19 protein-coding genes are annotated in these 19,573 nt (G+C 68.6%); 8 read left to right on the forward strand and 11 right to left on the reverse strand.

Annotated elements, in window-relative coordinates; translation table 11 throughout:
- The 3 genes from H0523_RS24020 to H0523_RS24030 form a co-directional block, all read left to right on the forward strand.
- Window positions 1–823 (forward strand): FecR family protein (locus H0523_RS24020; protein WP_180180168.1); only part of this gene is annotated, 823 nt, incomplete at its 5' end.
- A gap of 81 nt (window positions 824–904) precedes the next feature.
- Entirely contained in the window at window positions 905–3,283 is a 2,379-nt protein-coding gene (locus H0523_RS24025) for a TonB-dependent siderophore receptor (RefSeq protein ID WP_054460742.1), read from the forward strand.
- Between the two features lie 103 nt (window positions 3,284–3,386).
- Window positions 3,387–5,288, forward strand: a complete 1,902-nt coding sequence (locus H0523_RS24030) for a tetratricopeptide repeat protein (RefSeq protein ID WP_180180169.1) — start codon at window positions 3,387–3,389, stop codon at window positions 5,286–5,288.
- A 90-nt stretch (window positions 5,289–5,378) separates the two neighbouring features.
- Here H0523_RS24030 and H0523_RS24035 read toward each other — a convergent pair whose 3' ends face one another.
- Together H0523_RS24035 and H0523_RS24040 are read right to left on the reverse strand one after the other, a co-directional pair.
- Complete coding sequence (locus H0523_RS24035) at window positions 5,379–6,506, reverse strand: acyl-CoA dehydrogenase family protein (RefSeq protein ID WP_054431320.1); 1,128 nt, start codon at window positions 6,504–6,506, stop codon at window positions 5,379–5,381.
- A gap of 127 nt (window positions 6,507–6,633) precedes the next feature.
- Window positions 6,634–7,080, reverse strand: coding sequence for an Rrf2 family transcriptional regulator (locus H0523_RS24040; protein ID WP_054431319.1), 447 nt, complete (start codon window positions 7,078–7,080; stop codon window positions 6,634–6,636).
- A 93-nt stretch (window positions 7,081–7,173) separates the two neighbouring features.
- Between H0523_RS24040 and H0523_RS24045 the strand changes: the two genes are divergently transcribed.
- Window positions 7,174–8,133, forward strand: coding sequence for an NAD(P)/FAD-dependent oxidoreductase (locus tag H0523_RS24045; protein ID WP_054431318.1), 960 nt, complete (start codon window positions 7,174–7,176; stop codon window positions 8,131–8,133).
- A 15-nt stretch (window positions 8,134–8,148) separates the two neighbouring features.
- Here H0523_RS24045 and H0523_RS24050 read toward each other — a convergent pair whose 3' ends face one another.
- Both H0523_RS24050 and H0523_RS24055 read right to left on the reverse strand, forming a co-directional pair.
- Entirely contained in the window at window positions 8,149–9,504 is a 1,356-nt protein-coding gene (locus H0523_RS24050) for a hypothetical protein (protein WP_082404499.1), read from the reverse strand.
- Window positions 9,501–10,136, reverse strand: a complete 636-nt coding sequence (locus H0523_RS24055) for a DUF2971 domain-containing protein (RefSeq protein ID WP_054431317.1) — start codon at window positions 10,134–10,136, stop codon at window positions 9,501–9,503. Before H0523_RS24055 ends, H0523_RS24050 begins: the two co-directional genes overlap by 4 nt.
- Window positions 10,137–10,225: 89 nt before the next feature.
- On the opposite strand from H0523_RS24055, the gene H0523_RS24060 reads away from it, so the two are divergent.
- A complete protein-coding gene (locus tag H0523_RS24060) occupies window positions 10,226–10,678 on the forward strand; it encodes a hypothetical protein (protein WP_054431316.1) in 453 nt (150 codons plus the stop codon).
- 63 nt (window positions 10,679–10,741) lie between these two features.
- On the opposite strand, the gene H0523_RS24065 is transcribed toward H0523_RS24060, so the two are convergent.
- Window positions 10,742–11,752, reverse strand: a complete 1,011-nt coding sequence (locus H0523_RS24065; protein ID WP_369817060.1) for an alpha/beta hydrolase family protein — start codon at window positions 11,750–11,752, stop codon at window positions 10,742–10,744.
- 237 nt (window positions 11,753–11,989) lie between these two features.
- Here H0523_RS24065 and H0523_RS24070 point away from each other — a divergent pair, with 237 nt between their 5' ends.
- Window positions 11,990–13,144 (forward strand): porin, encoded by a 1,155-nt coding sequence (locus H0523_RS24070; protein WP_054431315.1) that lies wholly within the window; start codon window positions 11,990–11,992, stop codon window positions 13,142–13,144.
- Window positions 13,145–13,331: 187 nt separating this feature from the next.
- On the opposite strand, the gene H0523_RS24075 is transcribed toward H0523_RS24070, so the two are convergent.
- The 4 genes from H0523_RS24075 to H0523_RS24090 all read right to left on the reverse strand — a co-directional run bounded on the left by H0523_RS24075 (window position 13,332) and on the right by H0523_RS24090 (window position 16,517).
- A complete protein-coding gene (locus H0523_RS24075; protein ID WP_156333310.1) occupies window positions 13,332–14,213 on the reverse strand; it encodes a hypothetical protein in 882 nt (293 codons plus the stop codon).
- A 94-nt stretch (window positions 14,214–14,307) separates the two neighbouring features.
- A complete protein-coding gene (locus H0523_RS24080; RefSeq protein WP_054431313.1) occupies window positions 14,308–14,724 on the reverse strand; it encodes a VOC family protein in 417 nt (138 codons plus the stop codon).
- Window positions 14,725–14,770: 46 nt separating this feature from the next.
- Window positions 14,771–15,271 (reverse strand): helix-turn-helix transcriptional regulator, encoded by a 501-nt coding sequence (locus H0523_RS24085; protein WP_054431312.1) that lies wholly within the window; start codon window positions 15,269–15,271, stop codon window positions 14,771–14,773.
- Window position 15,272: 1 nt separating this feature from the next.
- Window positions 15,273–16,517, reverse strand: a complete 1,245-nt coding sequence (locus H0523_RS24090) for a hypothetical protein (RefSeq protein WP_180180170.1) — start codon at window positions 16,515–16,517, stop codon at window positions 15,273–15,275.
- A gap of 242 nt (window positions 16,518–16,759) precedes the next feature.
- Here H0523_RS24090 and H0523_RS24095 point away from each other — a divergent pair, with 242 nt between their 5' ends.
- A complete protein-coding gene (locus tag H0523_RS24095; RefSeq protein WP_054431311.1) occupies window positions 16,760–17,212 on the forward strand; it encodes a hypothetical protein in 453 nt (150 codons plus the stop codon).
- 28 nt (window positions 17,213–17,240) lie between these two features.
- On the opposite strand, the gene H0523_RS24100 is transcribed toward H0523_RS24095, so the two are convergent.
- Complete coding sequence (locus H0523_RS24100) at window positions 17,241–17,603, reverse strand: winged helix-turn-helix domain-containing protein (RefSeq protein ID WP_054431310.1); 363 nt, start codon at window positions 17,601–17,603, stop codon at window positions 17,241–17,243.
- 30 nt (window positions 17,604–17,633) lie between these two features.
- Window positions 17,634–17,939, reverse strand: coding sequence for a DUF4148 domain-containing protein (locus tag H0523_RS24105; protein WP_054431309.1), 306 nt, complete (start codon window positions 17,937–17,939; stop codon window positions 17,634–17,636).
- Between the two features lie 221 nt (window positions 17,940–18,160).
- Here H0523_RS24105 and H0523_RS24110 point away from each other — a divergent pair, with 221 nt between their 5' ends.
- Window positions 18,161–19,549, forward strand: coding sequence for a hypothetical protein (locus tag H0523_RS24110; RefSeq protein ID WP_156350072.1), 1,389 nt, complete (start codon window positions 18,161–18,163; stop codon window positions 19,547–19,549).
- Window positions 19,550–19,573: the final 24 nt, after the last annotated feature.

Consider the following 19,573-nt stretch of genomic DNA (forward strand, 5'->3'; position numbering starts at 1 on the left):
GGCCGCCAGCCGCGCCGCGGGCAGCCCGCCCGCGCCCCGACGCCGCCCCGGATGGCGTCTGGCGACCGCCGCGCTGGCCGTCTGTGCGGCGTTGCTGTGGACCGTCTTCGCGCTCTTGCCCGCCGCGCCCCAATACCGCGCGCAGTACGCCACCGCCCCGGGCGAACAGCAGGAAATCCGCCTGCCCGATGGCAGCCGCCTGATCCTGGACTCGTCCACCCGCGTCGAGATCGCCTTCTATCCAAAGCGGCGCGAAGTGACGATGGCCGAGGGCCAGGCCATGTTCGAGGTCCAGCCCGATGCCGTGCGCCCGTTCGACGTCGTCTCCGACCAGGTCCGCGTCACCGTGGTCGGCACGCGCTTCAATGTGCGCCACACGCCGTCGGTGCCGGGCTACGCGGGCCTGCAGGTGGAGGTGGCGGCTGGCCACGTGCGCGTCGCCCCCGAGCACCCCGCCGGCTGGTGGCAGTTCTGGCTGCCCGACAGCCGCCGCTACCGCGCCGACCTGATCGCGGGACAGCGCCTGGCGGTCAGCGCCGCCGGCGTCCCCGGACGCGTGACGCCCATCGATGCCGCCGCCGTGGCGCCCTGGCTCGACCACCGCCTGGCCTTCGACAACGCCACGCTGGCCCAGGTGCTGGCGGAATTCGGCCGCTACGGCCATCCGGCGCCCGCACTGTCCGACCCGGGAGTCGCGGCCTTGCGGCTGACGGGCACGTTCGACAGCCGCAATCCGGCCGGTTTCTACCGGGTGCTGCCGCAGGCCCTGCCCGTGCGCGTGGATACCCGCAACGATCCGCCGACCCTCGAACCGGCCCGATGAGCGGCGCCGACATAGGGTTTTTTCAGCCTGCCGCGTCTACATGAGAAGTGTCTCCATTCTCATGTTCAGACGAGGACTTGCATGCAACACCCCCGCTTCACTCTCGCGCCCCTGACCCTGGCGCTCTGGCTGGCGCTGGCCGGCCCCGCGCAGGCCCAGCCCGCCGCGCCGGATGCCCGCATCCAGGCCACTTTGCCGGCGCAGCCGCTGGGCCAATCGCTCAACGCGCTGGCGCGCCAGGCGGGCCTGGACCTGATCGCCGGCGGCGCGCTGGTGCAGGGCCTGACGGCGCCCGCCGTCTCCGGCAACCTGACGGTGCGCGAGGCCTTCGAGCGGGTGCTGGCGGGCAGCGGCCTGACCGCCCGCATCGACGGCGGCGCCGTGGTGGTGTCGCGCGAGACCACCGCGCCGGTGCAGCAACTGGAGCAGATCACCGTCACCGGCAGCGAGGAAACCGCCACCAGCCCGGTCTACGGCGCGGTGGCGCGCCGCACCTCCACCGGCATCAAGACCGACAGCGACCTGCTGGAGACCCCGCAGTCGGTGTCGGTGGTGACCCGCGACCAGATCGAACTGCAGGGCGCCACGGGCATCGACGAATCGCTGCGCTACACCTCCGGCGTGGTCGCCGCCGCCTACGGCCAGGACCCGCGCGGCGACTGGATCCGGGTGCGCGGCTTCGCCCCCGCCAAGTACCTGGACGGGCTGCCGCTGCCCGACGGGTCGTGGACGGCCAACACCCGCTACGAACCCTATGCGCTGGAACGCATCGAGGTGCTCAAAGGCCCGTCCTCGGTGATGTACGGCGCCCTGCCGCCCAGCGGCTTCATCAACGCCGTGAGCAAGCGGCCACAGGCCGAGGCCGCGCATGAACTGGGCCTGTCCTACGGCACCGACGACCGCAAGGAACTGACCGGCGATTTCACCGGCCCGCTGACCGAAAACGGCAAGCTGCTGTACCGCGTGGTCGGCCTGGCGCGCGACAGCGGCACGCCCAGCCACTACGGCTACGACCGGCGCTACCTGCTGGCGCCGTCGCTGACCTGGAACCCCAGCGCCGACACCAGCCTGACCGTGCTGGCCATGCTGCAGGGCGCGCGCTCGCGCGGCTGGGGCGGCTTTCTGCCGGCCCAGGGCACCCTGCTGCCCAACCCCAACGGCAAGATCCGCCCCAGCTTCTATGGCGGCGAGCCCGGCTTCGACCGCTACGAAAAGAACACCCAGTCGCTCGGCTACCTGTTCGCGCACCGCGTCAACGGCCAACTCACCTTGCGCCAGAACGCGCGCATGAACTGGACCGACGTGGACCATCCGTCGGTGGGCCTGCTGGGCTTCGCGCCCGGCAGCCTGACCACCCTGAACCGCTACACCTACACGCCGCGCGAGAACTCGCGCATGTTCTCGATCGACAACCAGGCCGAGTACAAGCTCGACACCGGCCCGCTGTCGCACACCTTGCTGGCCGGTTTCGACTACAAGCGCTCGCGCAACGACTACGCGGTGGGCATGGGCTTTGACGCCCCCACGCTGGACGCCTTCAATCCGGTCTACGGCACCCAGCCGATCAAGAAGCCCGACGACACCCAGCACACGCTGCAGGTGCAGCAGCAGATGGGCGTCTACCTGCAGGACCAGATCCGCTGGGGCGGCTGGGTCGGCACGCTGTCCGGACGCCACGACTGGGTCGACACCAAGACCCGCGACCTGCTGGCCGACACCCGCACCAACCAGCAGGACCGCAAGTGGTCCGGCCGCGTGGGCCTGAACTACCTGTTCGAATCGGGCCTGTCGCCGTATGTCTCGTACGCCACGTCGTTCGAGCCGGCGATCGGCCGCACCTATTCCGGCACGCCGTTCGTGCCGGTGACCGGCTCGCAGGTGGAAGCGGGCCTGAAGTACCGGCCGCCCAACAGCGAATCGCTCTACACCCTGGCGGTGTTCGACCTGCGCCAGAAGAACGTGCTGGTCACGGACGTCAACGCGCCGGTGTTTGGCTACGAGATCCAGCAGGGCGAAATCCGCTCGCGCGGCGTCGAACTGGAAGCGCGCGCCCAGGTGACCAGCGGCGTCACGGTGATCGGCAGCTATACCTACACCGACGCCAAGGTCGAGCAGTCCACCGACCCCGCCACGGTCGGCAAGCAGGTGCAATCGCAACCCCGCCACCAGGCGGCGCTGTGGGTCGACTACCGCTTCCCGCAGGACATCGCGCCGGGCTTCGGCCTGGGCGGCGGCGTGCGCTACACCGGCAGCAGCTACGGCGATTCGGCCAACCAGTGGAAGAGCGGCTCGAACACGCTGGTGGACGCGCAGGCGCACTACACGCGCGGCAACTGGCGCCTGCTGCTGACCGTGAACAACCTGTTCGACAAGGAGTACATCACGGCCTGCAACAGCATCACCTGGTGCTACTACGGCTATGGCCGCTCGGTGAACCTGACCGCCCGCTACGCCTGGTAACGGCGCCGGACGGCGCGGCCTGGCGCGGCGGCCCGCCGCGCCAGGCCGCGAACGACCGCCAGAGGCCCGGTATAGTGACGGTCCAGACCGACCGGATACCCGCATGAGCTTCCTCGACAAACTGCTGGCCAGAAAGGCCGCGCCGACCGCCGGCCCCGCCGACGCGCCCTCGCCCGCCCCGGCTCCCGCCGGCCAGGCCGAGGAACCCGCCACGCAGGCCCCGATCCGCGCCTATGACGCCTACGGCCGCGAGATCTTCGTGCCGCGCGACCAATGGCGCGACAGCGTGCTGGCCGGCGCCATCGAGCGCCACTGGGACGACGCCGACGCGCTGTCGGGTCTGATCATCCAGTCGCTCGGCGACGGCTTCATCGATGAAATGGTCAAGCCCGCCGACCGCCTGGTCGAACTGCAACCCGGCGCCGAGCGCGGCGTGGTGCTGCAGGCCATCGTCTACATGAAGACCGGCCGGCTCGACGACGCCGAGCGCGTGCTGCGCGATTTCATGGCCGCCCGGGGCGAGACCGGCATCGTCCTCACCAACCTGGCCAAGATCCAGGACGAGCGCGGCGACGAGGCCGGCGCCCTGGCAACGCTGTGGCATGCGCTGGAACTCGATCCCAACCAGGACAACGGCCTGGGCTGGTACGAGGCGATCCACCGTGAACACGGCGGCGACGCCGCCGGCGTGGCCGCCATGCGCAAGGTCGCCGCCCTGCCCGGCAGCTGGCGCGCGCAGCTGTGGCTGGCGCACGGCGAACTGGGCTCGCACAACCTGTCCGGCGCGATCGCCCTGTATGAAGAATCGCTCGCCCGCGCCGGCACGCCCGCGCCCGCCGACCTGCTGGCGCAGATGAGCGGCGACCTGGGCAATGCCGGCGCGATCGAACCGATCGTGCAACTGGCCGGGCCGCGCTTCGATGCCGCGCTGCACGGCATCCAGGTCGGCAACAACCTGATCCGCGCCTACGTCGAACTGGGCCAGCCCGGCGAGGCCCGCGCCATCCTCGACCAGCTCTATGCGCAGCAGCGCCCCGACTGGAAGGACAACCTGGCCTATTGGGACACCGAACTGGCGCGCGCCGCGCTGGGTGACGGCGCGACCGAGCCGGCGCAGATGCGGCTGGCGATGCTGCTGGGCCGCGGCCCGGTCTGGCTGACGCCCGACTCGCCCGCGGCGGCGCTGTTCACGCCGGTGACGCCCGACCGCCCGCTGGTGTCGTTCCTGGGCGGCTCGGCCGAGATCGGCGACGCGCCCGAAGGCGCCGAGCGGCAGCTGGCCGACGCCACCGGCCGCCTGAGCCGCGCGCTGCCGCTGTACTTCAACGAACAACTGGCGCTGCGCTGCGGCCTGCGCACGCAGACGCTGGTGCCGTGGCTGACCGAGCCGCATCCCGGCTTCCTGCTGAGCGGCGCGGCCTGGGACGACACCGATGCCATCGGCTATGCGCAGCAATGCGAAGCGCAAAGCGATTACGTGGTGATCTCGCACCTGGTCACCGTCGCCGAGCCGTGGCGCGCCGAGGTGCGCCTGGTGCGCACCGAGGACGCCGAATGCATCGGCGCGCTGTCGGCCGAATTCCCGATGGCCGACCCGACCGCCGCGATCCAGCGCCTGACCGAGGAACTGGTGGCGCTGGTCGGCCGCGCCACCGCGCAGGCGCCGCTGTCCGCGCCGGCCAGCTACACGGTGCCGGATGGCGCCGCGTTCCCGCTGTACCTGCTGCGCCTGGAACAATTGCTGGCGGTGCGCTGCAACGGCGCCAACCCGGACCAGCCGGGCCAGTTGAATGGCGAACGCGAGATCATTGACGGCAACCTGCGCCAGTGCCTGGACTTCCCGCAAAGCGTCAACGCCCGACTGCTGCTGGCGCAGACCGTGCGCGCCATGAAGCGGCTGCGGCCCGACGTGGCGGGCGAGTTCGAGGAAAAGATCGCGCGGCTGCAACGCGAACAGCCGCTGGCCGCGCCGGCGCAAGCCGCGGTGCAGGACTTGCTGGACTGAGTCTCTGGCTGACGCAGGCGGCGCACGGCATCCTGCCAGGCCGCCGCGACCGGCGGGTCGCCCGCGTGGGCGGCCACCACCGGCGCCCGCTTACAAGGCGCGGGCGATCACCAGCCGCTGGATGTCGCTGGTGCCTTCGTAGATCTGGCACACGCGCACGTCGCGGTAGATGCGCTCCACCGGAAAATCGGCCAGGTAGCCATAGCCGCCCAGCGTCTGGATCGCGGCCGAGCAGACCTTCTCGGCCATCTCGGAGGCGAACAGCTTGGCCATCGAGGCCTCGGTCAGCGCCGGCCTGCCGGCCTCGCGCAGCGCCGCCGCGTGCAGCACCATCTGCCGCGCCGCGTGGATCTGCGTGGCCATGTCGGCCAGCCGGAACGACACCGCCTGGTGCTCCATGATCGGCTTGCCGAAGGCCTGGCGGTCACGGGCGTAGTCGCGCGCGCATTCGAACGCCGCGCGCGCCATGCCGACCGACTGCGAGGCGATGCCGATGCGGCCGCCCTCCAGGTTCGACAGCGCGATCTTGTAGCCCTCGCCCTCCTCGCCCAGGCGCCACGCGGCGGGAATGCGCATGTCCTCGAAGGCGATCTGGCAGGTGTCGGACAGATGCTGGCCGAGCTTGTCCTCGACCCGCACCACCTGGTAGCCCGGGGTGTCGGTCGGCACGATGAAGGCCGAGATGCCGCGCTTGCCGGCCTGCGGATCGGTCACCGCGAACACGATCACCAGCTGCCCGGTGCGGCCCGAGGTGATGAACTGCTTGGCGCCGTTGAGCACGTAGTGGTCGCCGTCGCGCAGCGCGCGGGTGCGCAGGCTGCTGGCGTCGGAACCGGCCTGCGGTTCGGTCAGGGCGAAACCGCCGATGGCGACGCCGGTGGCCAGCGGCCGCAGGAACTGGTCCTTCTGCGCGTCGCTGCCGTACTTCAGGATCGGCATGCAGGCGACCGAGTTGTGCACGCTCATGATGGTCGAGCAGGCGCCATTGCCGGCCGCGATCTCCTCGAGCGCCACCGCGTACGACAGGTAGCCGCTGGCGTTGCCGTCCCATTCCTCCGGCACCAGCATGCCGAAGAAGCCCAGGTCGGCCATCTCGCGGATGGCGTCGGCCGGATAGTGGTGTTCGCGGTCCCAGCGTTCGGAATTCGGCGCCAGGCGTTCCTGGGCGAAGCGGCGCGCCATGTCCTGCACGCTGAGCTGTTCTTCGGTCAATAGCATGTTCGATGTCTCCTGGTCGGGCAGTGCCGGACTGGCGCGGGTGGACGCCGTCCGTGTTCTCTTGCGCGGGCCGGCGTCCGGGATGCGGGCGCGGCACGATTGCGAGGATACACCGGCGCTCTACCCGCTAGCGCTCCGTGCAGTGCGGATGCAGCTTGAGCCGTTCCTGGAAGTCCCGCGCCAGCTGGTCCATGCGGATCGTCGCGAAGCGTTCCAGCAGCAGCCGGCGCGACTCGGCCATCGCGCCTTCCAGCCCGGCGTTGACGGCCTGCTCCACCAGGCATTTCGGTTCGCTCTGGTCCAGCCCGAGCGCGAAGATCGGCGGCTCGCCCAGCGCCTGGTAGACGTCCAGCAAGCTCAGCTCGGACAGCGGCCGCGTCAGCACCCAGCCGCCGCCATGGCCCTTCTCCGATTGCACATAGCCGCGCTCGCGCAGGCCGGACATCATGCGCCGCACCACCACGGGATTGGTGTTTAGCATCTTGCCGATGGTCTCGGAGGTCAGCGGCGCATCCTGCTCCGCCATGTGCAGCAGCACGTGCAGCATGCGGGACAGGCGGTTATCGCTGCGCATGGAAAGACTCCTGGTTCATGGTTTGAAACATTATAAGTTGCGTGACCGGACAGGATCGCCGTATCATGCAACTTTTAAAGTATCGAGAAATCCATGAAGCCCGAAAAACTGCCCCCCTGCTACGACGCCATCATCATCGGCGGCAGCTTCGCCGGCCTGTCGGCCGCCATGCAGCTGGCCCGCGCCCGCCGCCGCATCGCGTTGGTGGATGCCGGCCAACCGCGCAACCGCTTTGCCGCGCATTCGCACGGTTTCCTGGGCCAGGACGGCAAGACGCCGGCCGAGATCGTCGCCGTCGGGCGCGCCCAGCTGGCCGCCTACCGCACGGTGGACTTCATCGACGGCGCCGCCACCAGCGCCGACGGCGAATCAGGCCGCTTCCTGGTCACCCTGGAAGATGGCCGCGAACTGCGCGGCGCCCGCCTGATCCTGGCCATCGGCGTGCGCGACGAACTGCCCGCGCTGCCGGGCCTGCGGGAACGCTGGGGCCAGACGGTGCTGCACTGCCCCTACTGCCATGGCTATGAAGTGGCCGACCAGCCGCTGGGCGTGCTGGCCGCCCACCCCATGTCCTCGCACCAGGCCGCGCTGCTGCCTGACTGGGGCCCGACCACCTATTTCACCCAGGGCGAGTTCGAGCCCGATGCCGAACAGGCCGCGCTGCTGACCGCCCGCGGCGTGCGCATCGAGCGCACCCCGGTGACGCAGCTGCTGGGGCCGGCGCCGCGCATCGACGCGGTGCAGCTGGCCGATGGCCGCCGCCTGCTGGTCAATGCGTTGTTCGTCGCCAGCCGCGTGCACATGGCCAGCCCGCTGGCGATGCAGCTGGGCTGCGCCTTCGACGAGGGCTTGCTGGGGCCTTACCTGCGGGTCGACGATTTCAAGCAGACCACGGTGCCGGGCGTCTACGCCGCGGGCGATGCCAGCCTGCAGATGGGCAATGCCACCCTGGCCAGCGCCTCGGGCGTGATGGCCGGGGTCGGCGTGCACCAGTCGCTGGTGCGCGATGACCCCGTCAAGTGCTGGCGCGCGCAGGCCAGCCGGCCGGTGTAGGCGTCCGCGCGACGCTCAGGTGCATTGCCACAGATGCGCGCTGACGCGGCAGTGGCCGCACCAGAAGCTGTAGTTGCAGCCGCCGCTGCCCCACATCCAGTCGCCGCCGTCCGCCTGCGGCAGGTCGGAATCGAGCTGCATCGCGAACGACATGCGCTGGTCGCAATCCGGACAGGCGGGGTAGCCCGCCGACTGCACCCAGCTGGGCGGGCCGCCGACACGGCTCAGGTTCTGGCGGCCGTTGGAATCGCCCCAGTCCTGCCAGGCCCAGCGCGCCGGGGCCTGGAACAGGGTCACGTCGGCCTCGCGCAGCGGTTCGGCGGGAAACTCCGGCGTCACCGGCTCGGCCTGGCGCTGCGACGGGTGCGCTTGCGGCGCGCCGTCGCCGTCGTGGCGGAAAAAGAGGATCGGGCCGTCCTGCTCCCACCCCTGGCACGACAGGCAGGTGGCCAGCGTCAGCGGCGTGGCGCAATCGATACCGGCCACATCGGGCCGCGGCAACGTCATCAGGCGATGCAAGGGACCATGGCACAGGCCGCAGGCGGCCGCGAGCGCGCCGCCCATGCGGCCCGCCGTCACGGTGGCCATCGGCGACTCGGCGTCCGGCGCCGGCCAACCCCAGGTGGGATGCAGGCGCTGGATCTCGCGCCGCCACGCGGGTTGCGAGGCCGCCATCTGCTGGCGTTGCGCCGCGTCGAAACGGATGTGCAAGGGCTGCTCGCCATGCAGCGCGCGCGCCTGGCCGTCGTCGTCGGCATAGCCCACTTCCATCAGCCAATAGATGGCGTCGGGATCCACGCCGCCCCCGAAGCCCAGACGCCACGCGCGCGACACCGTCTGCGGCTGGCGCGAGTGCAACAGGGCGCGCGCGCGCAGTTGGTCCGGGGAATCCGCTTCGATCGTCGGCGGCAGTTGCGCCAGCCACGCCCGCGCCGTCTCGGCGTCCAGCGCGCGCCAGGCCTGGTCGGTATTGAAACGCGGGCCGCCCGCCCCGGCTTCGGCGGCGGCCAGCAGCGCCGGCCAGTGGCCCGCGAACAGCTGCGGCCATTGCAGCGCGGCCGAATCCAGCACCTCCGCCAGGCCTTCCGTGACGGGCTCGCGCAGCGCCCGCTGCCACGCCTGCCGCAACGTGGCGGCATAGGTGACGTCGTCCATCAGGTCGAGCGCGGCGTCGATGAAGGTGGCGTGCTTGAGCCCGCGATCCAGGAACCGCGTGACTAGTTCCCCCAGCGCCGCCGGGTCGTCGCGGCGCAGCCGCAACACCTGGCCCATCGGGTCGTTGTTCTTCCAGCCCAGCCGCTCAAAGGCGTCGACGATCTGCGCCGGCGACAACGCGTCCTGCGCGCCCGTCTTGTCGTTGCCGTCCGTCATGCCGGCTCCTTGCGGCCGGCGCTGGCGAATTTCTTCCAGTCCTCGTTGTCCACCAGGGTCGAGCGGAACACGCGCAGTTTCTCGCAGCCCTTGATCGACTTCAGCACCTTCTTGACCTGGTCGCAGACCGTGGCCGGCAGCCACGGGCTGAGCGTGACGCGCTTGATGGTCGCTGGCGCCACCGGCAGGCGCAGCACCGGCGTATCGCGCGTCCTGCGGCAGACGAACAGGCGGAACTCCTTTTCATCGCGGAAGGCGTGGCGCTTGAGGAACGGCAGGTCGGCCTCGGCCGGCGGCTGCTCGCGCAGCGACTTGATGGTGCGGTACTGCACCGTCTCGGCCCGCAAGTCGGGCACGCCGCGCACCTGCTCCACCAGCTTTTCCTTGTCGAACTCGATGCAGACCCCGCCGCTGCCGTGCGAGAACACGCGCCAGTGGTGATAGGTCTCGGAGGCCTCGGCCATGCACAGCGCGTAGATGCCCTGCAGGCGCTTGGCGCGCGCGTATTCCTCGATGTAGAACGAGTCGTTGCGGTCGTCCCACGCCTTCGGATTGAGCAGCGCCAGTTCGCCCGTCTGCAGGTAATCGATCAGGTAGGGAAGCTCGGTGTATCTGCGCAACGAGGTGGCCAAGGCGGTGCTCCGGTGTGTACCCAGCCGCCAGTCTACCCGCATCGCCGCCGGCACGACGTTACACTGGCCCCTTGCCAAAAGGAGACCCCATGCAGCAGAACAATGGTGAAGGAAGGCAAGCTCCCCGGCGCCACGCGCCTACCAGTCAACGGTTCTGGTACATCGTCCTGGCGGGCACGCTGGTCACCCTCAGCTATGACCTCATGCCGCTATTGCGCGGCCAGCTCTCGCCCCTGCTGAAACTGATCTTGCCCGGGCTGCTGCTGGCCGGGCTGTACCGTGGCAGCGAATGGGCGCGGTGGCTGCTGATGGTATCGTTGCTGGGCTTCGGCGTGCTGGTCATGTACCTGACGACCTCGCTGATGCCCTACTCGATCGACATCTGGCTGCACCGCTTTGTGTGCAGTGCCGCCATGATCGCGACGGGGCTGTACCTGGCGCTGGCCAAGAAGGACTTCCAGCGCTATTGCAGTTACGTGGCGTTTCGCGACGGCCCCAAGGCCGCGGCCAGGAAGCGGGCCGCCGCGGACGCCCGCCGCTAGCGCCCGGCACGCCAGGGCGCATCGACCGTCAACCGCTCACGCCGGCAGGCCGGCCCCGCGCGGTCAGCGCAACGCGGTCTTGAAGAACGCGACCACCGCCGCGTTGAAATCACGGTGCCAGGCCGCGCGGTCGAAACCCGGCGCGTCGCGGCAGATCGCGGGCATGGCCTCGGCCTGCGCGGCGGAGCACGGCGCCAGGAAGGCGAAATGCCCGGCGCCGGCGACCGGGTGGAATTCGGATGCCGCCAGCCCCTGGCGCACCGCCTCGACACTGGCCGGCGTGACGCCGTCGCCGCCCAGCGCCGATGCCCACAGCTGCACCGGCGCCGACACCGCCTTGAGCGCGTCGGCGCTGAAGGCGGTGAGCGGGTCGGCGATGACCAGCGCCTTGATGCGCGCATCCTTCACATAGGGTTGCGCCGGCACCTTGCCGTCGCGGATGTCGCGGCACATCGGCAGTGACGGTTCGTCGCCGCAGATCGCCAGGCCGCGCGTGAAATCGGGCGTCGCGCCGGCCAGCACCAGCCCCGTGTAGCCGCCGCGCGAAAAACCGAAGAAACCCACCTCGCCGTCCAGTTGCGCCCGCTGTGGCCACGCCCCCGTCAGGTAGTCGATCAGCCGCCTGATCTCGCGCGGCCGGGTCGAGAAGATCGACAGATAGCCCTGGCGCGAGCGGTCCACCGCGTTGTCGCCGACATGGTTGATCGCCGCCACCACGAAGCCCGCGTCCGCCAGCGCCGCGGCGGTGTCGTGATGGCCCAGGTACGAGCCGGCCGATCCGTGCGACATGACGATGAGCGGCTTGCGCCCCTCGGTCATCGGGCAGTCCGGCGTCGCCGCGAGGGTGACGCGGCCGATGCCGACCTCCTGCGGCGGCGCGGCGCACGGATACCAGATGCCGCCCAGCAGGGCCGGGCCGTTCATGTCCATCGGCAGGTTCAGACGCTGGAAACCGGCGGCGTGCGCGTTGGCGCTGAGCGCCAGCGACAGGCCGACGCAGGCGCGCGCCAGGCGCGGGCCGGCGGCGGCGGAAAAACAACGGGAGAACGCGGAACGGACGGAAGCAAGGCGCATGCGGAAGGAATCGGAATGGATCGGATGGCGCGCCGCAAGGGCGCGGCGGGTGACGCGCCGCGCGGGCGCGGCTAGCAGGAAATGATGACGGCAGCCAGGCCGCGGCGTGATCGGAATTGTCATTTTAATGTCCGCGAACTGTCGAAGCGGCGCGCCCAGACTGTCTTTCGCCACGCGCCAGCAGGCCGAGCCCGCGCCGCGTGGCGCAATCGAGTCATCCCGTCTACGGAGTCATCCATGAAAAGAATATTCGTCGCCGCGGCCGCTACGGCCCTGTCCGGCGCGGCGGCCGCGCAAACGTCCGTCACGCTCTATGGCGTCATCGACACCGGCATCGGCTATGCCAATGTCGACGGCAGCTACACCGACCCGGCCACCGGCCGCCGCAGCAGCATCGACAGCAGCCGCATCGGCACGACCAGCGGCACCACGGCCGGCTCGCGCTGGGGCCTGCGCGGCAAGGAAGACCTGGGCGATGGCCTGTACGCGGTCTTCCAGCTGGAGTCGGGCTTCGACAGCCGCAACGGCAACTCGCTGCAGAGCGGCCGCCTGTTCGGCCGCGAAGCCACCGTCGGCCTGGGCAGCGCCGAGTGGGGCGAAGTGCGGCTGGGCCGGCAGTACAACGTCGCCACGCGCTATTTCGGCGGCATGCTCGGGCCCGCCTTCGGCGGCGGCTTCAACCAGCTGAACACCGGCGGCGGCCTCGGCTTCAGCTCGGCCTACTTCCCGCGCTACGACAACCTGGTGGTGTACGAGACGCCGTCGATGGGCGGCTTCAAGGCGGCCGTCGGCTACGCCTTCAACGTCGACGACCAGAAGACCGCGCAGACTGGCTTTGCCACCGCCGACAACACCCGCGCCATCACCGCCGGCCTGCGCTACGACAACGGCCCGCTGATGGGCTTTGCCACCTATGACCAGCTGAACGCCTCCAACAAGCTGAGCCAGGGCCAGGTCGACGCGACGCCGCGCTCGTACATCGTCGGCGGCTCGTACGACTTCGAGGTCTTCAAGGTGGCGCTGGCGTACAACCGCCTCACCGATGGCTGGTTCGCCGGCAAGAGCCTGCCCGGCGGCGCCGGCATCGGCGGCTTCACCGGCACGCCGTCCTATGCGTTCTCCAAGGGCTTCCGGTCGAATTCGTACATGCTCGCGGTGGCGGCCCCGGTCGGCAAGTCCGGCGGCGCCTTCGCCTCGTGGCAGCGCGCCGACGCCAACAGCGCGCAGCTCACCGGCGGCGACTCGGCCAGCAACACCTACAGCCTGGGCTACAACTACAACCTGTCCAAGCGCACCGACCTGTATGCGGTCGCCTCGTACACGACCAACTGGGCGTTCCTGGACAACGCCAAGGCGACCGAAATGAATGTGGGGATACGCCACCGCTTCTGATCGCGGGCGGAGCGATCCCCCTTGCGCAAGTTCCCGTTGATGACGCCCGCCTCCGCGAAGGGATGGTGGTTTGTCGCCGCGCGTTTCCGGGTCCATCCGGGAACGCGCGTTTTTTCACCGCGGCAGCGCGGCGAGCGGTGTTGTATCGGGCGATACGGACGACGTCATTTGGCAGGCTCCTGAAGAATCAATAGGGCTTCATGGTGTGAACCTGGCTCTTGGCCATTCGTTGCACGCCATAGGCGATCGCGCCGCCGAACACACTGGAATTGATCCAGCCGGGCACGCGGACCGTGACATACTGGTCGGTCTCCTCCACCACTTGCGAATCGCGGAAGAACATCTCTTCGGCCTGCATGTACATGCCCATGCCGCCCATCTTGCTTCCGATCAGGTTCAGGCTGCCGAAGTTGACGCGCTTGCCGGTGGCGGGAAGCTCTCCGTTCAGGTCGCGCTTGACCAGGTCGGCCAGCGCCACGGCGCCATCGCCGAGTTCCTTTTTGTATTGCGCGACCTGCTGATCCTGAAGGCTGGCCAGCTCCGATTCGGCATACATAGTCGGCAAGTGGTAGGTATAACGCCCGACCCATTTGGTCTGCGGGTTGTCGACGTGGAAGACAAGGGCCAATCGGACTTTCTCGTCGTCGCAGCGCTGCACGAACACGAACGTTTTGAGGTCGAACGCCGCGGACTCGGCGGCCGCCTTGATGCCAGCCGCCGCCAGCGCATCCGTCGCGATCGGCAACGGATCGATCTGGAGGATGGAATCCTTGTACTGGTTCGCCATCGCCTGCGATTTGCGGGAAATGTTCATGCTGCCGAAGATCGGCCCCAGGAATATGCTGCCGCCCTGGGTCTGAATGAAGATGTAGTGGGTGCCGTCGACAATGCCCGCCTGCACCGGCAGGTATTTCTTGTCCGGCATGGCCGGGGACACCGAGACTTCCGACGGCGTTCCCGCCGGCACGACCGGTGGCGTGGTGGTCTTCAAGGCGGGTGCGCAACCGCTCAACAACGTGGTGAACGCCAACATCAAGGGGGCCAGGAACCGCATGTCGCTGATCTGCATGTGAGTGTGTCAGGGGATGAGAGGCCGCCATTACACCCGATTCAGAGACATTTAGAAACATCATTCATGCACGGCCCCTGCCCCCCCCTATCCGTCAGGAGGCGCCTGCGGGCGACTGGATCATCTTCCAGCCATTGCCGGCGGGATCCCGGAACCCCGCATCGATGCTGCCGTACCGCTCGACCGGTTCCTGCGTGAACTCCACGCCCAGCGCCAGCAAGCGGGCGTGGCTGGCGCGGCAATCGGCCACCGCCAGCACCAACGGCGGCATCGCGCCCTTGGCGACCATGGCCCGCAAGGTCTGCGCGGTGGCGTCGTCGTGCACCGGCGGCCCGGGCCGGAACAGGCCCAGCTGGAACGACGGCTGGTCCGGATGCTGGACGGTCAGCCAGCGGTATGGCCCATTGCCCACGTCCGTATGGACGCGGAATCCGAGTTTGTCGACGTAGAACCGCAGCGCCTCGTCCTGGTCGTCCACATAGACGCCGACGACATTGATCCCAGCACTCATGACCTCTCCTTCGGTAGGTGGATTGGCGACCCGGCCAAGGGGTCGATCAGCGCACTCTATTCCTGGCCTGGCGGCGACGCTTCTCCAAAACTGCGATGGTCAGGTCAGGCCGCGACGCGGCCTTGACCACGCAGGCGGGTATCTGGCCCAGTCCCGCCATCCCGGCCCGCGCCGCCACGCGCATGGCGCCGGGGCTGCGGCCCGTGATGTCACGGAAGATGCGGCCGAAGGTGCCCAGGCTTTCCCAGCCGGTGGCATAGGCGATCTCGGTGATGGCCAGGTCCGTGTCGCGCAACAGCGCGATGGCCTGTTCGATGCGGCGCGTCAACAGGTAGCGATGCGGCGGCAGGCCGAAGGCCCGCTTGAAGGAACGCGCGAAATACGCCGCGGACACGCCGCTGACCTCGGCCAGCCGCGCCACCGGCCAGGCTTCGTGCGAGGCGGCGTCCATGCGGTCCCTGGCGCGCAGCAGGCGGCGCAACAAGGCGGGATCCTGCAAAGGTTTCTCGACGGCCGGCGCCGGCGGGGAGGCGCGCGGGCGCGGCATCCTAGACTTCCTCGATCACCGCCGCGGGCGCGAACGGCGTGCCCAGGCCCAGCGCGCGGTAGATCCGTTCCAGGATGCGCTGGCGGCGCGTCGGCCGGCCCATGCGCCAACGCGTATCCAGGAACAGCAGCGGCAGCGCGACGCACAGCCATGCCAACAGCAAGAACGCGAACACCACCGCCGCCAGCTCCGGCGCCGTCTCGCGGCTGGACGGCGAGCCGGAAGTCGCCAGCACCGCCACCACCACCAGCCAGCACACCAGCAGCAGCGCGGCCAGCAGCGTCAACAGCGGCACGCGCTGCTTCAGGCCCACGCCCACCGGCGCGATGTCGGTGAAGGCGCTGCGGAAGTAGTGATGGCAGACATAGACGCGCCCGTCTTCCAGGTTGCGCAGGCCGTAGACCAATTGGTCCGGCCCGGCGCCGCTGACCTGGCCGGCGTAGGCGGCCACCTCCACCTGGTCGCCCTCGGCCAGGAATGGCATCGCATCGCCGAAGTTCTCGGCCACATACATGACGAAACGGCGCGCGCCCACCTGGAAGCGGTAGATGCCATAGGCGGGCGTGGTGCGCATCGAGGGCCTGGCCTCGTGCGTCAGGCCAGCCAGGGCGCCGCGTGCCAGCAGGATCTCGGGCGCCGCGTCGGTGATCAGCGTCTCGCCCTCGCCGCGCGCCGGGTCGGCGGGCGGCGCGGCCGGCGGGACGCCCGCCGCCACGGGCGTCTTCAGAAGTTCGCGGTAGAGCGCCTCGCTGCGCAGGATCGCCGCCCGGTGCAGGCGGTTGTGCCACAGGCCGTACAACGAGAACCCCGCCAGCAGCACGGCGACCAGCGCCACCGTCAGCGCCAGCACCAGGCCCAGCACCTGCGCGAAGGACGACAGATCGAGCAGCCAGGCCAGCGCCCCGGCCGCCGCCGCGACCGCCAGGCTGATGCCGATGCCGCGCCAGGCGCGGCGCCGCTGATCGACGTAGTAGCGCGGCGGCACGCCCGGGCCCTGCCCCGCGTCCAGCCAGGAAAAATGGCGCAAGCCGCCCGCGCCGCCCTCGATCACGCCGACGCGCACGGGCGTGGCCTGCAACGCCAATCCCCGCAGCGTGCGGATATCGGCCGGGTCTTCGAAGGCGCCGTTGACCGGCACGCCGTTCACCCGCAGGAACACCTGGCCGCGCACCCGCGGCACCGCCTCCCGGAACTTGTCGATGCGGCCTTCGATCGTGGCGGCCACCGTGTTCGTGCGCTTGGACATGCGTGCTGGCGGGCCGCGACGGGCGCGGCCGGTACTGGAAAGCGCCCAGCATACCGCAGGGCCCGCCGCACCCGGGCGAGACCCGCGCTTTCATGGCTTTTTTGCATCAACCCGGCAATTAATTGCACTTCACGGCGCCGCGGCCACGGCGGGAAAATGCCCTGGCGATCAGGCGCGGCCGCCAATGCTTAACGCGCTGCCTGCCTCCCCCGGCGCCGCGCGCAACGACAAGGAGCCCGATCATGAACATCGCCCTGGAACGCCTGGCGCGCCAGCTCGGCCTGGATGCGCCCGGCAACGAACGGCTGCGCCTGGCCTTCGGCCACGCCTGTACCCAGCGCGTCGAGCATCTGCTGGAGGAACCGCGGGCGCTGGACTGCCTGGCCGTGCTGGGCCGCTATCTCGATGGCGCCTGTGACGCCGAAGCGCTGGCGCGGGCCGCCGCCCTCGCGGCGGCGCTGGCCAATCATCATCCCGGTTCGACCTCCATCGACGGCTGCGGCCATGCCGCGGTATCGGCCACCTATGCCGTCGCCAGCGCCTTGGCCGGCAAGGCGCTGCGGGCGGCCGAGTACGCGGCCTACGCCGCCGTCTATGGCCAGGGCGGCTACGGCGCGGTGTCGGATCCGGCCTCGTTCGACATCGAGCACGCCTGGCAGGCGGACTGCCTGGCGCGGTGCGCGTTGCCGGCCTGAAGCGCCGCGCCATTGCGCCCCGGCGCGCTCACAGCGGCCCCGCGGCCAGCATGAAGCTGCCACCGCGGATCACGTGCAGCAAGCGCGGCCGGCGGCCGCCATCGACCTTCCTGCGCAGGCGGCGCATGGCGATCGCGACGGCCTGGCACTTGACGTGCCCCGCGCCCAGGCCCGGCGCCCTGGCCTTCCAGACCGACTCGGCCAATTGCCAGCTGGTGAACACCGCGCCCGGGCTGCCCATGAGCATGGCGAGCAGCCCGAACTCCTTCGGCGTCAACAGCAGCGGCTCGCCATCCCGATAGGCGCGACAGCGCAGCAGGTCCAGCTCCAGGTCCGCGAATTGCAGCCTGTCGCCGGACTCGGGCATGCACGTCAGCAGGACGTGAGCCATTTCAGGGATGCCCCGATGCCGCGGGCGCGGCTATCGGCGGCTCTCGTTCTGGCGCTGCACTTCGGCCTGGTAGTCAGGGCCCGAGCGCAGCCGCACATACTCCGAAAACGCCGCCTTGTACTCGGGACTGTAGATGTCCGGCGTCGCCTCGCCGCGCCAGAACCGGTCCACGCCGGCGCGCTTCCACAGCGCCAGGTCGGCCAGCACCTCGGCGCGCGAGAGCGACGCGCCGTAGGGGCTGGTCAGGGCCGTGGACGGCGCCTGCTGGGCCAGCGCCGTGCCGGAAACGCCCGCCGCCAGGGCCAGGATCAGTGCGGTTTTACGAAGAATCTGCATGCTTCACTCCTATGAATCGTGGGGGGGTACTGCACGGGATTCATTCTAGGAAGGCGATGCAGACAGAAAGCGGATAAGGGGATTACGTTTTTGCAAGGTGCGGAATGACCTCGATTAGCTCCTTTTTTCCCTCCATATCTTCGAATGCCTTGTCCTGGCAATGCTCTATATTTCGCGGGATCGATGCAGGAGCATCAATGTGTGATTCGGAGAGTTCCCTCGTGCACACTACATCCCAAACCGAAACCCAGCCAGATCATGCCCGCGATCAGGCCCCCTACTATCTGATTATTGAGAAGATACGTCCGGGCGATGTGCTGTTGACTCGCGGCACGACACCGCGCGCAGGCCTGATCGCCTACGGCACAAAAGGCCGGTATTCACACGCGGCGTTATGGGTCATACCGAAGGAAGGGGCCATCCCCATACTGATGGAGGCGGACAGTGTCGGAGTCGGCCCCACATTCCTTCCAACAGTGACTTTGACAGGCCCGGACGGCTTGCCGATCTTCGCCTATGCCCTAGGTGACCTCGAGGAAATTTCCCTCTTGCGGCATCCGCAGATTCAAAACCTGGACGCCGGCATTGTGTCGGAAGTCACCGAAGAACTCATCGAAGATGTCTGGAGCCGCCGCTATTCAGCGTTGGTTCGATTGTCGGACATGCTCGATACGTCGTATCTCAGGGGCCCAGCTCGAAAACTGTTCGCGGCGATCGATGCGGTCAATCGCGATCCTCGTGGGCACCACGGCATATTCTGCTCTGAGCTAGTGGCCATGTATTTCGAGCGTTTATCCCTGCCTCTGTTCCAGGGACGGCCTCCGTCTGCCCTGTCGCCGAACCATCTGGCCGAGGCAGCGAGCGGACTTCAGCCGGTGACCGATGCAGTCATCGATTCCGAAGCCGCCAGGCTCATGACAAAGGCCGCCAGTAGCGCGTTGCGGCCGACTCGTAAGGAATGGCTGGGTCCATTAGTGAAAGGACGCCATCGCCACGAAGTCATGACGGCCGCGACGGATAGACTAACTGACACGCTCCAGTCGATACGAGACCAGTGGATCTCGTTGGCGATCGATAGCAGTCAACAGATGACGACACAAATGCAAGCTGCGATTCGTCAGGCCGCTCAGGCAAGGGACCAGATTTACCTGGAAAAATTCTGCAAACACACTTGCACGCAGATTTTCTTAAACCACTTACTCGTTGTCTTGCAACAGCATTCTCAAGGCGACCAAAACGAAGATAACGCCTCCTACCGCACTGCGGCACATCAGTACCTGACGGATTTATTCAAGGCGCTTAACGAAGAAAACACTCATGCCTTCTTAAGAGCCCAACACCTCTTCGCACTATCTCTAGCCAGAGATCACAAAGAAAACGGCTGCTCTTTGAGCAAACTACAAATCAGATCGACGCGCAGAAAGCTCCTGAATCAATGGCGCAAATATCGCGAAGACCGACTCAACTTACTGAGATTGGTTGACTCGCGTGCCCTCCATACTTGTCCGACTCACTCGGAACTAATTTACCGTGACACACTCCTCGCTGCTGCCCTCACGGGCTCACAGGACACATCAAGCAAAATAGGCTCGGAATTTCCATCCTCATAACAGAGGGCAACGCCGAAGACGCTG

Origin of the sequence: Achromobacter insuavis (assembly GCF_902859645.1) — a bacterium.
GTDB lineage: Bacteria > Pseudomonadota > Gammaproteobacteria > Burkholderiales > Burkholderiaceae_B > Achromobacter > Achromobacter insuavis.